Annotated in this window: 13 protein-coding genes; 8 read left to right on the top strand and 5 right to left on the bottom strand. The window is 73.5% G+C overall.

Annotation, left to right across the window (positions count from 1 at the left end):
* Complete coding sequence (locus FAF44_RS28210) at nucleotides 1–993, bottom strand: PseG/SpsG family protein (protein ID WP_237106315.1); 993 nt, start codon at nucleotides 991–993, stop codon at nucleotides 1–3.
* Nucleotides 990–1,718, bottom strand: coding sequence for an NTP transferase domain-containing protein (locus tag FAF44_RS28205; RefSeq protein ID WP_308193392.1), 729 nt, complete (start codon nucleotides 1,716–1,718; stop codon nucleotides 990–992). The genes FAF44_RS28210 and FAF44_RS28205 overlap by 4 nt, the downstream gene beginning before the upstream one ends.
* Nucleotides 1,719–1,821: 103 nt before the next feature.
* Between FAF44_RS28205 and pseB the strand changes: the two genes are divergently transcribed.
* Complete coding sequence (gene pseB / locus FAF44_RS28200) at nucleotides 1,822–2,799, top strand: UDP-N-acetylglucosamine 4,6-dehydratase (inverting) (RefSeq protein ID WP_237106313.1); 978 nt, start codon at nucleotides 1,822–1,824, stop codon at nucleotides 2,797–2,799.
* Nucleotides 2,799–3,923 (top strand): aminotransferase class V-fold PLP-dependent enzyme, encoded by a 1,125-nt coding sequence (locus FAF44_RS28195; protein ID WP_237106312.1) that lies wholly within the window; start codon nucleotides 2,799–2,801, stop codon nucleotides 3,921–3,923. The genes pseB and FAF44_RS28195 overlap by 1 nt, the downstream gene beginning before the upstream one ends.
* On the opposite strand, the gene FAF44_RS28190 is transcribed toward FAF44_RS28195, so the two are convergent.
* Genes FAF44_RS28190 through FAF44_RS28180 form a run of 3 tightly spaced genes read right to left on the bottom strand, consistent with a single transcriptional unit; the run spans nucleotide 3,924 to nucleotide 8,289 of the window.
* The gene (locus FAF44_RS28190; RefSeq protein WP_237106311.1) at nucleotides 3,924–5,813 is read right to left on the bottom strand and encodes a glycosyltransferase family 2 protein; all 1,890 of its coding nucleotides are present in this window, start codon (nucleotides 5,811–5,813) and stop codon (nucleotides 3,924–3,926) included.
* A gap of 20 nt (nucleotides 5,814–5,833) precedes the next feature.
* Nucleotides 5,834–7,456: a hypothetical protein gene (locus FAF44_RS28185; RefSeq protein ID WP_237106310.1), complete on the bottom strand. Its 1,623-nt coding sequence runs from the start codon at nucleotides 7,454–7,456 to the stop codon at nucleotides 5,834–5,836.
* The gene (locus FAF44_RS28180; RefSeq protein ID WP_237106309.1) at nucleotides 7,453–8,289 is read right to left on the bottom strand and encodes a hypothetical protein; all 837 of its coding nucleotides are present in this window, start codon (nucleotides 8,287–8,289) and stop codon (nucleotides 7,453–7,455) included. Before FAF44_RS28180 ends, FAF44_RS28185 begins: the two co-directional genes overlap by 4 nt.
* A 161-nt stretch (nucleotides 8,290–8,450) precedes the next feature.
* Here FAF44_RS28180 and FAF44_RS28175 point away from each other — a divergent pair, with 161 nt between their 5' ends.
* From FAF44_RS28175 to FAF44_RS28150, 6 genes are all read left to right on the top strand, one after another.
* The gene (locus tag FAF44_RS28175; protein WP_237106308.1) at nucleotides 8,451–8,699 is read left to right on the top strand and encodes an acyl carrier protein; all 249 of its coding nucleotides are present in this window, start codon (nucleotides 8,451–8,453) and stop codon (nucleotides 8,697–8,699) included.
* On the top strand, nucleotides 8,674–9,504 hold the full coding sequence (locus FAF44_RS28170; RefSeq protein ID WP_237106307.1) for an SDR family NAD(P)-dependent oxidoreductase: 831 nt from the start codon (nucleotides 8,674–8,676) through the stop codon (nucleotides 9,502–9,504). The genes FAF44_RS28175 and FAF44_RS28170 overlap by 26 nt, the downstream gene beginning before the upstream one ends.
* The gene (locus FAF44_RS28165) at nucleotides 9,504–10,811 is read left to right on the top strand and encodes an AMP-binding protein (RefSeq protein ID WP_237106306.1); all 1,308 of its coding nucleotides are present in this window, start codon (nucleotides 9,504–9,506) and stop codon (nucleotides 10,809–10,811) included. Before FAF44_RS28170 ends, FAF44_RS28165 begins: the two co-directional genes overlap by 1 nt.
* Nucleotides 10,808–11,839 carry an acyl-protein synthetase gene (locus FAF44_RS28160; protein WP_237106305.1) on the top strand — a complete coding sequence of 344 codons (1,032 nt, stop codon included), beginning with the start codon at nucleotides 10,808–10,810 and terminating at the stop codon, nucleotides 11,837–11,839. Before FAF44_RS28165 ends, FAF44_RS28160 begins: the two co-directional genes overlap by 4 nt.
* Nucleotides 11,839–13,068, top strand: a complete 1,230-nt coding sequence (locus FAF44_RS28155; protein WP_237106304.1) for an acyl-CoA reductase — start codon at nucleotides 11,839–11,841, stop codon at nucleotides 13,066–13,068. The genes FAF44_RS28160 and FAF44_RS28155 overlap by 1 nt, the downstream gene beginning before the upstream one ends.
* Nucleotides 13,065–14,299, top strand: a 1,235-nt coding sequence (locus FAF44_RS28150) for a hypothetical protein (protein WP_237106303.1), incomplete at its 3' end; no start/stop codon positions are given. The genes FAF44_RS28155 and FAF44_RS28150, both read left to right, overlap by 4 nt.

Genomic DNA, 14,299 nt, shown 5'->3' with positions numbered 1-14,299 from the left:
TCAGCGGCCGGTCCGGCCGATGGCCAGGAGGGCGTCGGCGACGCGCTCCCTGCCCCTGCCGTCCACCAGGCCGCCGGCCCGCCGGCCGTGCTCCTCGCGGACGGCGGGGTCGGCGAGCAACCGCGCCAGCACCTGAACCGGCCCGGAACCGGCCGCGGGGTCCTGGGCGGGGCCGAGGCCGGCCGCCGCGCCGCGGCCCACCAGTTCCTCGTAGCCGATGAGCTGGTTGGCGGCCACCCAGGTCAGCGCCGTCGGGACGCCGAGGTGGAGCAGTTCCCAGATGGCGGACCCGGCCGCGGTCACCACCAGGTCGGCCGCCGCCATCAGCTCGGGCAGCCGGTCGGTCGGCGGGATCACGGTGATCGGCCCGCCCGCCTCGAACGGGACCGGGCTGACGACCGTGGCGCTGAAGGGCAGCCCGGTGGCCGACAGCGCCCGCGCCCAGGCCGGGGCGACGCCCGCGCTGTCGGTGCCGCCGAAGAAGCACAGCACCCTGGGCACGTCGCCGCCGCCCGCCACCCGTCCGCGCCGCCGGACGCTGTCGCGCAGCAGCGCGTACCGGGCTCCGGCCAGCCGCCGGTCGGGCGCGGGGAACGGGCGGCGCTCAGCGCCGAGGTTCTGGTCGAGGTAGAGGTCGGCCTCCTGCCCGAGCGGGTCGCCGTCCACGACGGCCAGGACGGCGAAGCGGGCGTCCCTGAGCACCGCGCCGGTCTCGGGCGGCAGCTCGTAGGAGTCGAGCACCACGGCGTCCAGGCGTAGCTCGCAGGCCAGCGCGGCCAGCCTGACGGGCTCGGGCGGCGCGGCCACCAGCGGGAAGCCGCGCTCGCCCAGTTGCGCCCGCGCCCACTCCGAGCCGCGCACCTCGCCGAGGAAGACGACCTCGACGCCCCGCGCGGCCAGCTCCTCGGCCAGCGCCACGCAGCGCACCAGGTGGCCGACCCCGGCGCGCACCCCGGCGTCGCAGCGGAAGCCGACCCGCGCGCTGCCGCTCACGCGTCCTGCAGGGCTTTCTGCCGCACGTGGGCGTTGAGCCCGCGCACCTCGGGCCGCTCACGCAGCCAGCTCGTGAGCGTCCGGACCGGCAGGCACCGGTCGCCCAGGGCGGCGACCACGGCGGAGATCAGCCGCCAGTCGTCCTCGGTGTCGAGCGTGACGCGCAGGTCGTCGGCGGCGGGACGGTAGGCGAGGCCGAGCAGCCGCAGGTCGCCGGGGTGCTCGTAAAGGTAGGAGGTCACGTGGGTGCGGTGGTAGCCGGTGGCCTCGGCGTCGGCGCGGGCGAAGGCGGCCCGGCCGGCCACCTCGACGTCGATCCCGCGCGGCAGCGTGGGGGCCAGGCTGGTGCTCAGGTAGTCGAGGCCGGGCACGGCGCGGAAGACCAGTGCGGCCTCCCTGATCACCTCGGGGTCGAGCAGCGGGCAGTCGGCGGTGAAGCGCATGACGGCGTCCCACCGCCGCCGCTCCAGCGCCTGCGCGAAGCGGGTCAGCACGTCGTCGACGGGCCCCCGGTGGCAGGCCACGCCCAGGCTGCGGCATTCGGCGGCCACCGCGTCGTCGTCGGGCTCGGTCGTGGTGGCCACGACGAGGTCGTCGAGCGCGCCGGCCTCCCGCGCGGCGCGGACCACCCAGCCCAGCACGGAACGTCCGCCGAGCTCGCGGAGCACCTTCCCGGGCAGCCGGGTTGACCCCATCCTGGCCTGAATAATTCCGACAATACGCACCGAAGCCCCATTCCCCTGTGTGACAGCGCGTTATTGATCGATCGCGCTATGCTACCGGCTGCCACGACGACTACAGTGCGTAAGCGCTATTTCAGGGGGCCACGTGAGCATTCTCAGTGGATCGTCGATTCTGATCACCGGAGGAACGGGGTCCTTCGGCAAGGCGTTCATCCGTCACGCGCTCGACTCGCTCGCGGTCCGGCGTCTGGTCGTCTTCTCCCGCGACGAACTCAAACAGTACGAGACCCGGCAGCTCTTCGCCGACGACGAGCGGCTGCGCTGGTTCATCGGCGACGTCCGCGACCGCGACCGCCTCACCCGTGCGATGCACGGCATCGACCACGTCGTCCACGCCGCCGCGCTCAAGCAGGTGGACACCGCCGAGTACAACCCGTTCGAGTACGTCCGCACCAACGTGGCCGGCTCGCAGAACGTCGTGGAGGCCGCGATCGACTGCGGCGTGCGCAAGGTCGTCGCGCTCTCCACCGACAAGGCGTCCAGCCCGATCAACCTCTACGGCGCCACGAAGCTGGTCGCCGACAAGCTCTTCGTCTCGGCCAACCACTACGCCGCCGCCCACGAGACCCGCTTCTCCGTGGTCCGCTACGGCAACGTCGTCGGCAGCCGGGGCTCGGTCATCCCGCTCTTCCAGCGGCTGGCACAGCAGGGCAGCAGCCTGCCGATCACCGACAAGCGCATGACCAGGTTCTGGATCACGCTGGAGCAGGCGGTCAGGTTCGTGGTGGACTCCTTCGACCTCATGCAGGGCGGCGAACTGTACGTCCCGCGCATCCCCAGCATGCGTGTCACCGACCTGGCCGAGGCGCTGGCCCCCGACAGCCCCGTCTACGAGATCGGCGTACGGCCGGGCGAGAAGCTGCACGAGGAGATGATCGGCGCCGACGACGGCCGCAGGACGCTGCGCCTGGCCGACCGCTACGTGGTCCAGCCCACGATCGCCACCTGGGGTTACGCGCCGCCGCAGACCGGCGAGCTGCTGCCCGAGGGCTTCTCCTACCGCTCCGACACCAACGACCGGTGGTTGTCGGTCGACGACCTGCGAGACATGGTGGCCGGCTGATGCTGCCCTACGGACGGCAGTCGATCACGGAGTCCGACGTCGAGGCCGTCGCCGCCGTGCTGCGCGGCGACTGGCTGACGACCGGGCCCGCGGTCGGCCTGTTCGAGGCGGAGCTGGCCCACTGGACGGGCGGCGTGCCGTGTGTGGCGGTCACGTCGGGCACCGCGGCGCTGCACGTCGCCTACGTGGCGGCCGGGGTCCGGACGGGCGACGAGGTGCTCACCTCGCCGCTGACGTTCGTGGCCACGGCCGCCACGGCCGCCCTCCTGGGCGCGCGGGTGGTCTTCGCCGACGTGCAGCCCGACACCGGCAACCTCGACCCCGACGCCGCCGCCGCGCTGCTCACCCCCCGGACGCGGGTGGTCACCGCGGTCGACTTCGCCGGCCATCCCGCCGACTACGACGAGCTGCGGCAGGTCACCGACCGGGCCGGGGCGACGCTGGTGGCCGACGCCGCGCACGCGATCGGGGCGGCGTACAAGGACCGGCCGGTGGGGGCGCTGGCCGACCTGACCACGTTCTCGTTCTTCCCGACCAAGACCGTGACGACGGCGGAGGGCGGGGCCGTGGCCGCGGCCGACCCCGCGCGGCTGCGGCGGGCCGCCGCGTTCCGTGACCACGGCATGGTCAGAGACCCGGCCGCGCAGCGCGCGCCCGGCGAGGGCGGCTGGCACCAGGAGGTGCACGCGTTCGGGCTCAACTACCGGCTGCCCGACGTGCTGTGCGCGCTCGGCGTGAGCCAGTTGCGCAGGCTGGAGCGCTTCCGCGCGCGGCGCGCCGAACTGGTCGAGCGCTACCACACGCTGCTGCGCGACGTGCCGGGGCTGACGCTGCCGGCCCAGCGCGCGTACGTGCGGCCGAGCTGGCACCTCTACCCCGTCCGGGTGCGCGACGGGCGGCGGCGCGAGGTGTACGAGCGCATGCGGGCCGCCGGGATCGGCGTGCAGGTCAACTACCTGCCGGTGTACCGGCACCCGGTGTTCGAGGACCTCGGCTACCGGCGCGGCCTCTGCCCGCGGGCCGAGGAGTACTACGCCGAGGAGCTGTCGCTGCCGCTGTTCCCCGATCTGACGGACGACCAGCAGGACCGGGTGGCCGAGACGCTGGCGGGCATCCTGCGCTAGTCAGCGCTCGGCGAGCAGCAGGCAGCCGTCCTCGCCGCGGTCAAGCAGGAAGCGCCGCTCGTCCACTGTGGCGACCGCCCGCTGCCTCGTGCGCACCAGGGGCCGGATGGCGTTGCCCTGGTCGATGACCACCTCCCACCACGACTCGTCGCCGACCCGTTCGTCGATGCCGGCCAGCGGCACCCGCGCGTGGAAGTCCTGCCCGGCCAGCGCGACGGGGAAGTACATCTCCTCCCCGTCGCTCCTGCGTTGCAGCCGCAGCACCGGTTCGCCGTCGCCGACATCGGTCATCTCCCCCGAGAACACCAGGTCGCCGTCGTCGAGGCGGCAGTCGCCGATCACCGCGGCGGCCGTGCGCAGCCGGACGCCCCAGGCGCCCTTCGCGTTGCGCACCGGCACCAGCCACACCCTGCCCCTGCGCCGCGGCGCGGGGATCAGCGGCGGCAGCCAGCGCGGCCCCGCCACCTTGCCCTCCAGCCGCAGCCCGTGCCCCCTGAGCTGGACCCGCAGGTCCCACAGGCCGTGCCGGGCGAGCTGCGCACGCGACAGGACGCCCGGGTCGAACGCGAACCGGAACGGGAACCCGTGCTCGGCCAGCCACACCCCGTCCTCCTGCTCGGTCTCCTCCCACACGGGGGTGACGCCGTCCGCGTCGGACAGCGGCACGACGTCGCCGGTGCCCCGCTCCTGCATCCAGCTCCGCACCCGCACCCGGCGCAGCTCGCCCACGTCGAAGCGGCCCACGGCCACCCGTCCCGAGCCGTGCAGCACGCCGTCGCGCCAGTCGAGGTTCACCAGCCGGGTCAGCAGCGCCAGCTCTTCGGAGACCTCCGACAGGTGGACGGGCATCGACGGGTGGCGGCCGTACCAGCGCCGGCGCAGCAGGCCGGTCGAGCCGATCTTGGGTCGCAGCCGGCCGTCGCCCGCCTGGGCGACGACGCCGCTCAGCTCGTCGATACGCCGCTCGTGCAGCAGGTGGACCATGAGCCGCTGCTCGAACGGCAGGCTCCGCCACGCCTCCCGCGACACCCCGTCGAGGTAGCGGACGGCCAGGTCCACCAGGCCGGGGTCCGCAGAACCGCCCATCGCGGCCAGGGCCTCCACGGCGACCGTCATGTCGATGTCCAGCGTGTCGCGGTCGAAGTCGGGCTTGAGCTTCGGCGCGCCGCCCGCCAGCAGGTCGGCGGTCTGCAGCACGGACAGCAGGCGGTCGCGCAGGTTGCCGGGCTCCAGGCGGCGCTGGGTGATCGAGGCGTCCGGCTCGTCGCGGTGCCGCCAGTGGTAGACGACCCTGGCCAGCACGTCGACCGAGCGGGCGCCGATGTGGGCGGCCATGGCCACGGGCTGGTCCTCGTACATGCGCTCGGGGAAGCTCAGGCCCTGGGACTCCCAGAAGGAACGGCGGTAGACCTTGTTCCACAACATGCGGTCGCGGATCAGCAGCGGCCGGCGGGTGATGTGGGTGCGCCTGGCCGGCCTGGCGAACGCCTGCCGGTGCGCCCACGACGGCACGAGCAGGTTGCGGTACAGCCGCATGACGTTGCCGCAGGCCAGGTCGGAGCCGGTGTCCTCCAGCGAGGACACCAGGCGCTTGAACGCGTCACGCGGGACGGTGTCGTCGCCGTCCACGAAGGCGAGGTACTCCCCGCTCGCGTGCCGCAGGCCGACGTTGCGGGCGTGGCCCACGCCGTGGTTGTCCTGCCTGATGAGGGTGATCCGCGGGTCGCCCGCGAGCAGCGACTCGACGACGGCCGGGCCCTCGTCGCCGCTGCCGTCGTCCACGCAGATCACCTCCAGCTCCGCCAGCGTCTGGGCCGCTATGGAGTCAAGGCAGTCTCCGATGTACTTCTCGACGTTGTGGAACGGGACGATCACCGAAAGAACCGGCACAGGCACTCCTCATCGTTTCCTCAGCCGGACAGCAGGCGTATGACACGGCGGGCGACCTTGCGGGGACGGGCCAGGCGGCGGGAGAGTCGGTAGCCGAGCGTTCTGCGGTAGGCGGTGGCCTTGCGCTGGGTCCTGCGCAGCTTGGCCTTGGCCCGTACCAGCTCGCGCTCGCGGTAGGAGAGCTTGATCTCCAGGCGCGAGATCCTGGCCAGGGCGGCGGTGAGCTGGCCGGCCAGGCGGTCGCGGGTGCAGATCAGGTCGCGGTAGGTGGGGGCGTGCTCGGTCAGCTCGGCGGGCTGGCCGAGTTCGGCGTCGAGCTTGCGGGCCCGGTCGAGGTCGCCGGGCTCGCACGTGCGCCCTGCCATGCCGCACAGCGTCAGCGCGAGCTGGTCGGCCTCCAGCGGCCACGGCCACGGGTGGTGGTGGCCGGCGGCCAGCAGCCGCACCGCGAAGCGCCACAGGATCCGGCAGAGCACGACGTGCGGGTCCGGCCGCTCGGCGGGGGCGGCGGGCTGGTCCGCCGCGGCGAAGCGGCGGCCGTCGTAGACCAGGCTGTCGGTCGCCGCCGACGCGTCGCCGCCCGCGTCCAGCCAGTCGGCCAGCTCGGTGAGCAGCGCGCGCACGGTGACGACGTCCTCGCGGGCGCACGCCTCGACGAGGATCTCCTCCACCACCCGGCCACCGGGGATCGGCCGCACCTGGCCGCCGGGCAGCCGCCTGATGCCGCCGGCGGCCAGCTCGTACAGGGCCGGGCCCTCCTCGATGAGGCCCAGCGGCAGTTCGTCCGCCGTCGCCGGACCGTCGCCGCGCGGCGGCCGGGTCGCCACGGCCAGCCACAGCGGGGCCAGCGCCTCGCCCAGGCGGTGCCGGAACACCAGGCGGGTCAGCCGCAGCGGGTCGGCCACCAGCATCCGGCCGCCGTCCCTGGCGCTCAGCGGGAACGTGAGCGCCTCGGGCAGGCCGCACTCCAGCGCCTCGCTCGACAGCAGCGAGCGCGGCGACTGCCGGTCGGGATAGGCCGCGTAGCGGCGCTGCACGCTCAGCCCGGCCGCCTCCAGCCCGAGGCCGAGCGCCTCGGGGCCGCTCGGGTAGCTCGGGTCGAAGCCGTGCGGCGCCCACTGGTCGTCGGCGCACTCGCGGTCGGCCGGCCTGGCCTCGATGAAGCGGTCGACCCCCAGGTCGTTGCGGACGCCGAGGACCAGCCGGCCGCCGAGCGCCACCAGGCCGGCCAGCGCTTCGAGCGACTCGATCCAGGCCGCGGCCGGCGCCTCGGCCGAGTGGGTGCGCAGCAGCCCGTCCATGGCCAGGACCAGGTCGTACGGCTCGGCGGCGAGCGCCTCCAGCCGTCCGCAGAACACTGTCAGCCCCGGGTGCCGCTCCCCCAGCTCGCAGGAGTCGGGGTAGGAGCGCAGCAGCACGGCGGTGTCCGCGGCGCGCGCGGCCACGTCGTCCACCAGCGCCCGTGGGTGCGGCCCGACCAGCAGCACCCGTCCGTTCTCCGGGATCATCCGCCTGACCAGCTCCAGCGCCGCGCCCCGCCACTCGGTGACGCCGCCCAGGCCGGACGTGTCCGACCACAGCAGCATCTCCCCGCCGATCAGGCGGACGTTCTCGGGTGCCTCGTGGCCCGTCGGGACCGTCATTGGATCCGCACCCGCTTCCATCCGAACATTCGCCGTAGCTCCTCCGGTGTCGCCTGATACTCGAATCCCAGCTCGCGCCGCGCCACCTCCGACGACAGTTCCGGATCGACGTGTGTGCCGTGCAGCTCCGGCCAGAGCCGCTTGCGGCGGGCGGTGCCGCCGTACTCGGGACGTTCGTCGTCGAACTGCATCGGATCGCCGTACACGGCCACCTCGCATCCCACCGAGGCGCCGTAGAACAGTGCGCTGCCGAGCCGGTTGGAGGCCACCCTGCGGTGGCGCCGCAACTCGACCAACTGCTTGCGCAGGAAGTCGCGGCCCTTTCCCTCCCAGCGGGATCCGCGCTCGCCATGACAGATGACCCGGAAGCCCCTTGATTGATAAGCGCGCCGAATGTCCGGATTAGCGTATTCAAGCCAATAAAGGCAGACCGTGACCGGCCCAATTTCGACATTCCGGATCTCGTCGGCAAGCCGGGCGTGGTCCCCGCTGACAGAATGCTTTTCCCAGCCGTGGAACGGATACCAGATCGTACCCTCGCGATCGGGCCGCGCGCCCAGCTCCGGCTCCAGGCAAAGGAGGTAAATCCAGGGTGCGCCGATCAGGTACTGGCCCCTGCGCCCCATCGACCAACCCCTGCGTCGGAGCACGTCCGACCAGATGAAACGGGGATATCCGGGGCTCGTCCAGTGGTCGTTCGGGGGAAATCCGTGGAGATAGTTCCATCCGTGCTGGAGGAAACCTTGGATTCGTTTTGGGGCCTCGTCCGAAAGGCCGCAGTACTTGCCGAGTATGCGGGAGTGCCCGTACCAGTGATTGGATTCGTCCATCATTCCCCCCGTACGGTGGCCGTGGTCCCATCCGACATTCCCAGCCCTCCTCGGGGGTCACGCCTCGTTATACGGTTCCATTACTCAGGACGGGGCCTTGGTTTCTCCTGGCGAGCGATTGCAGCTACACTTCGTGCTGGCTTGAGGACAGAGAGTGAGAGATCATGAGTCATCTCGATCGCCTTCGCGCCGTCTTCCGCATGGCGCTCAACCTTCCGCCCGACGCCGACGTCGACGGCCTCGAATACCGCGCCATCCAGCAGTGGGACTCACTCGCGCACATGGCGCTGATCGCGGCGATGGAGGACGAGTTCTCCGTCATGATCGACACCGAGGAAATGATCGACATGAGCTCGTTCGCCAAGGCGGCCGAGCTGCTGGAGAAGCATGGCGTCGGCGCGGCCACCCTCTGACCCGCCGACCGGCGCGCCACGGGTCGCCCTGGTCACGGGCTCGACGAAGGGCATCGGGCGGGCCGTGGCCGCCACGCTGGCCGCGTCCGGCCACACCGTCGTGGTGCACGGCCGCGACGACGAGCGGGCCGCGAAGGCGGCGGCCGAGATCGCGGCCGAGCTCACGACCGTCGCTGATGACGGCCACCCGGCGGAGTCCCGGCGCGGCGACGCAGCCCCGGCCGGCACCACCGACTCCGTCGCCGCCGACGTCGCCGACCTCGCGCAGGTCTCCGCCATGATGCGACGCGTCTACGAGCGGCACGGCCGGCTCGACTCGCTCGTGATCAACGCGGGCGTGCACGAGGCCGGCCTGCTCGGCATGACGGGCCAGGCCGCCATCGAACGGCTCTTCCGGATCAACGCCATCGGCGCCACCCACACCCTCCAGGCCGCGACCAGGCTGCTGCGCCGGGGCACGTCCCCGGCCGTGGTGCTGGTGGCCTCGATCATGGGATGCGCGGGCGGGCCCGGCCAGGCCGTCTACTCGGCCACCAAGGCCGCGCTCATCGGCCTCACCAGGGCCGCGGCCAAAGAGCTCGGGCCGTCCGGGGTCAGGGTCAACGCCGTGGCCCCCGGCTACATCCGTACCGGGCTGCTCGGCACGCTCGACGACGCCGCCCGCGCGGCGGTGGTCGCGGCCACCCCGCTCGGCCGCCTGGGCGAGCCCGGCGACGTGGCCGGGGCCGTGGCGTTCCTGCTGTCGCCGCAGGCGGGGTTCGTCACCGGGCAGGTGCTCGGCATCGACGGCGGGCTGGTGGTGTGATGTTCCCGCACCCGCAGGCCCGGCTCATCCCGTCCGGCTCAGAGGAGGGCATCGGCGGCGACCAGCTCGCCCACTACATCAAGCGCGCCGCCGAGAATCTCGACGGGCTGCGCCCCGGGCCGCTGTTCTGCGCGATGCGCAACACGCCGGCCTCCGTGTTCTGCTACCTGGGCGCCTGGCACGCGGGCCGGCCGATCGCGCTGCTCGACCCCGACCTGCCCGCCGCCACGCTGGCCGACCTGGCCGAGCGGTTCAAACCGGCCGCGCTGCTCGGGTTCACCAACCCGCTCGACGAGCCGCCGCCGACCCGGGCCGACGTGCCCGACCCGCATCCCGACCTCGGCCTGCTGCTGGCCACCTCGGGCTCGACCGGCAACCCGAAGCTCGTCCGCCTCTCGCGCCAGGCCGTGCTGAGCAACGCGGGCGCCATCGCCACCGCCCTGTCGATCGGGCCGGGCGAGATCGCGCCCACGAGCCTGCCGCTGCACTACAGCTACGGCCTGTCGGTGCTCAACAGCCATCTCATCGCGGGCGGGTCCGTGGTGCTGACGGAGGCGGGGCTGCTGGAGCGGTCGTTCTGGGCGGATCTGCACGCCCACGACTGCACCTCGCTGGCCGCCGTGCCGTACCAGTACTCGATGATGCGCCGCATCCGCTTCGACCGTTCGAAGTACCCCGCGCTCACCACGCTCACGCAGGCCGGCGGGCGGCTCGCGCCCGAGCTGGCCGACGAGTTCGCCGCGCAGGTCGAGCGCTTCTACGTCATGTACGGGCAGACCGAGGCCACGGCCCGGATGGCCGTCCTGCCACCCGACCGGCTGGCCGGCAAACCCGGCTCGGTCGGGGTCGCCGTGCCCGGCGGCTCGCTGGAGATCGACGACGGCGAGATCGTCTACCGCGGGCCCAACGTCATGATGGGCTACGCCGAGCGCGCCGACGACCTCGCCAGGGGCGACGACCTGGGCGGGGTGCTGCGCACCGGCGACCTCGGGCAGCTCGACGACGAGGGCTTCCTCCAGGTCACCGGGCGGCTCAGGCGCATCGCGAAGGTCTTCGGCACCCGCGTCAACCTCGACGACGTCGAGCGCATGCTGCGCGGCCTCGGGCCCGTGGCGGTCACCAGCGGCGACGACCGCGTGACGGTCTGGACGGAGGCGCTCGACGCGGCCGCCCGGGTGCGCCTGGCCCGGCGGCTGGGGGCCGAGCTGCGGCTGCACTGGAGCGGCTTCGACATGCGGCACATCGACCACCTGCCGCTCCTCGCGACCGGCAAAATCGACTACCGCAAGCTGGAGTCCCTCACGTGAGCTCCGCCGTGTTCACGCTGAGCGGGCCCGAGCGGGAGGCCGTGCTGACGCCCGAGCTGGCGGCGCTGACCGAGCGCCATCGCGCGGCGTGCCCGCCCTACCGCCGGATCCTCGACGCCATCGGCGCGCGTCCGCCCTACGAGCGGCTGGCCGACCTGCCGTGGCTGCCGGTGCGATTGTTCAAGACGCACGAGCTGCGCAGCGTGCCCGAGGAGCAGGTGTTCCGGGTGCTGGTCTCCAGCGGCACCACCGGGCAGCGGCCGAGCCGGATCCACCTCGACCGCGAGGCGGCGGCGGCGCAGCCGCGCATGCTGGCCGCCACGATCCGGGCGGTGCTGGGCCCGCGGCGGCTGCCGATGCTGGTCGTGGACAGCCGCTCGGTCGTGCGCGACCCGACGCTGAGCGCCCGCGGCGCCGGCGTGCTGGGCATGATGAACTTCGGCAGAGACCACACCTTCGTGCTCGACGAGCAGGGCCGGCTCGACGCCGAGGCGGTCAAGCGGTTCCTGGCGCGGCACGGCGGCGAGCCGTTCCTCGTCTTCGGGTTCACCTTCATGGTCTGGCTGCATCTGCGCGGCCTGGGCGCCGACCTGTCACAGGCGGTGCTCATCCACTCGGGCGGGTGGAAGCGGCTGGCCGAGCAGGCGGTCGGCAACGCCGAGTTCCGGCGGCGGCTGGCGGCCGAGTGCGGGCTGAGCCGGGTGCACAACTTCTACGGCATGGTCGAGCAGATCGGCACCGTGTTCCTGGAGGGCCCCGGCGGTGACGGGCTCTACTGCCCCGACTTCGCCGACGTCGTGATCCGCGACCCCGAGACCTGGCAGGAGGCGCCGGTCGGCGTGCCAGGGCTGATCGAGGTGGTCAGCACGCTGCCCACGTCCTACCCGGGGCACGTGCTGCTGACCGAGGACCTCGGCGTGGTGCGCGGCGTGGACGACGGGAGCTGGCCCGGCAAGCGGTTCGAGGTCCTCGGCCGGCTGCCGCGGGCCGAGGCGCGCGGATGCAGCGACACCATGGGGCAGGGCTGATGCCGGACGACCAGCGTGCCACCACCGTGGACGTGAGATTTCCCGCCGGCCCGTCCACGCCGGTCGAGGAGTTGCTCGGCGGGACGGCCGGCGGGCTGCGGGTCGGCGACGAGCGGGTCAGGGAGTTCCTCGCGGCGTTCGGACGGCGGCTGCTGCGGCCCGCGCTGGCGCGCCGGCATCCCGAGCTGGGCTCGCTGGGCTTCTTCCTGCGGCCGAGCGAGCTGGCCCGTACGGTCGACGGGCTGTCCGGCGAGCACGTACGCGTGCCGCGCGGCCTGGTCTTCCATGTGCCGCCCGCGAACGTGGACACGGTCTTCGTCTACTCCTGGGCCCTGTCGGCGCTGATGGGCAACCGCAACGTCGTACGCCTCTCGCGCCGCTCCGGCACGGTCGCCGGGACCATCCTGGAGACCCTGCACGAGGCGCTGGCCGAGGCCGACCCCGTGATCGCGGCCACCCAGCGGGTCGTCTCCTACGAGCGTTCCGACGCCGTCACGGCCGCGCTGTCGGCGGCCTGCGACCTGCGCGTGGTGTGGGGCGGCGACCACGCCGTACGCGAGATCCGGCGGCACCCGCTCGCCCCGCACGCCCGCGACCTGACCTTCCCCGACCGTTCCTCGTTCGCCGTGGTGCGGGCGGCGGCGTGGTTGTGCGCGCCGCGGGCCGCGCGGGTCACCACGGCGGAGGGCTTCGTCAACGACGCCTACTGGTTCGACCAGGCCGCCTGCTCCTCCCCCGGCACCGTGTTCTGGGTGGGGGCCGAGGGCGACTGCGAGGCGGCGCGGACCGACTTCACCGGCCACGTCGCGCGGGTGCTGACGGCGCGCGGGTGGGGGGTCGACGCGGCGATGGCCGTGGAGAAGCGGGTCTCCACCTACGGGCTGGCCGCCGACGGGCTGGCGGAGCGCGTGGAGTTCCACGGCAACGCGCTGGCCTGCGTACGCCTGCCGGCCGCGGCGCCGCCGCCGCGCCGGTGGCTGGGGGCGGGCACGTTCGCGCACGCCAGGCTGGCCGCGCTGGCCGAGCTGGCGCCGCTGGTGGAGCGGCGCGACCAGACGATGACGCACTTCGGGTTCGGCCGCGACGAGCTGGAGGAGCTGGCCAGGGGGCTGGCCGGGCGCGGGGTCGATCGCATGGTGCCGGTGGGCGGCGCGCTGAGCTTCCACCGGGTGTGGGACGGCGTGGACCTGCCCGCCGAGTTCACCCGGCTGGTGACCGTCGTCCGATGACGCCGGCGGCTCCCGGGAGCACGCTCGCCTGTCTCGCGCGGCAGGCCTGGGCGCCGGCGGCGCTCGTGTGCGCCGGGGCCGTGGCCGTCTTCCTGTGGTGCGGGGTGTCCCCGCGCGACCTCGCCGCCTTCGCCGCCTACCTCGGCGGCGGGGTGGCCCTGCCGGGGACGCTGCTGTGGCGCGCGCTGACCGGCGGCCGGACGGGCGGCACAGCGGGCGGCACGTCGAGCGGCACGTCGAGCGGCACGTCGAGCGGCACGTCGGTGGCCGAGGACGTGGCGGCCGGGCTGGCGCTCGGGTACGCGGTCGAGGTGCTCGCCTACGTCCCGGCCAGGGCGGTGGGGCTGCCGCTGCTGGTGCTGGTCCCGCCTGTCGTGGTGGTGTGCGCGTTCGCCCTCGTGCCCGGCCTGCGGCGGCACTGGCGGCGACCGGCGGACGGGCAGCGTCTGCCCGCGTGGTGCGCCTGGACGCTCGCCGGGATCGTGGCGTTCCTGATCGCGTGGAGCACGATGTCGGTGTACCGCGTGCCGATCACGGCCGGGTACGTGGACATGCCGTACCACCTGGCGCTGGTCGGCGAGGCCAAGCACCACTTCCCGCTCACGCTGCCGTCCGTGCTGGGCGAGCGGCTGTCCTACCACTGGTTCGTCTACGCCGAGATGGCCGCCACGAGCTGGGTGACCGGGATCGAGCCGGCGACCCTGGTCTACCGGCTGTCGATGTTGCCGATGGCGGCGGCGGGGGTGACGTACTTCCTGTTCAGCCCGGCGCTGGTGGAGGAGGTGGTGTTCAGCTCGCGCTCGATGTTCACCGTCTCGACCAGCCCGACGCAGACGTTCGGGGCGCTGCTGTTCGTCCCGGTGGTGTCGCTGCTGGCGGGCGGGTTCCGGGCGCGGTGGGCGGCGCTGGTCGTGCTGCTGGTGGCGCTCACCGGGGCCAAGGCCACCTACCTGCCGCTGTTGCTGGCGGGGTTGCTGCTGGTGACGGCCGTGCGCGGGGTGGTGGAGCGGCGGGTGCCGCGCGTCTGGCCGGCGGCGGCGGCGCTCACGCTGGGGTGCCTGCTGTTCGCCCAGTTCGTGGTGTTCGGGCAGGGCGCGCAGGGGATGACCGTCTCGCCGTTCGCCACGATGCGGACGTTGTGGGGGTCGGTGGCGGGCGTCGGGATGCCGGAGCTGGCCTCGGCGCCGCCGGGTCCGCTGGCGGTGCTGACGGGCGTGCACCTGTTCTGCCT

Source organism: Nonomuraea sp. MG754425 (assembly GCF_021699195.1).
In the GTDB taxonomy this organism is placed as follows: Bacteria; Actinomycetota; Actinomycetes; order Streptosporangiales; family Streptosporangiaceae; genus Nonomuraea.
Note: the sequence above shows the minus strand (reverse complement) of the source record. Positions and strands in the feature narration are given on the sequence as shown.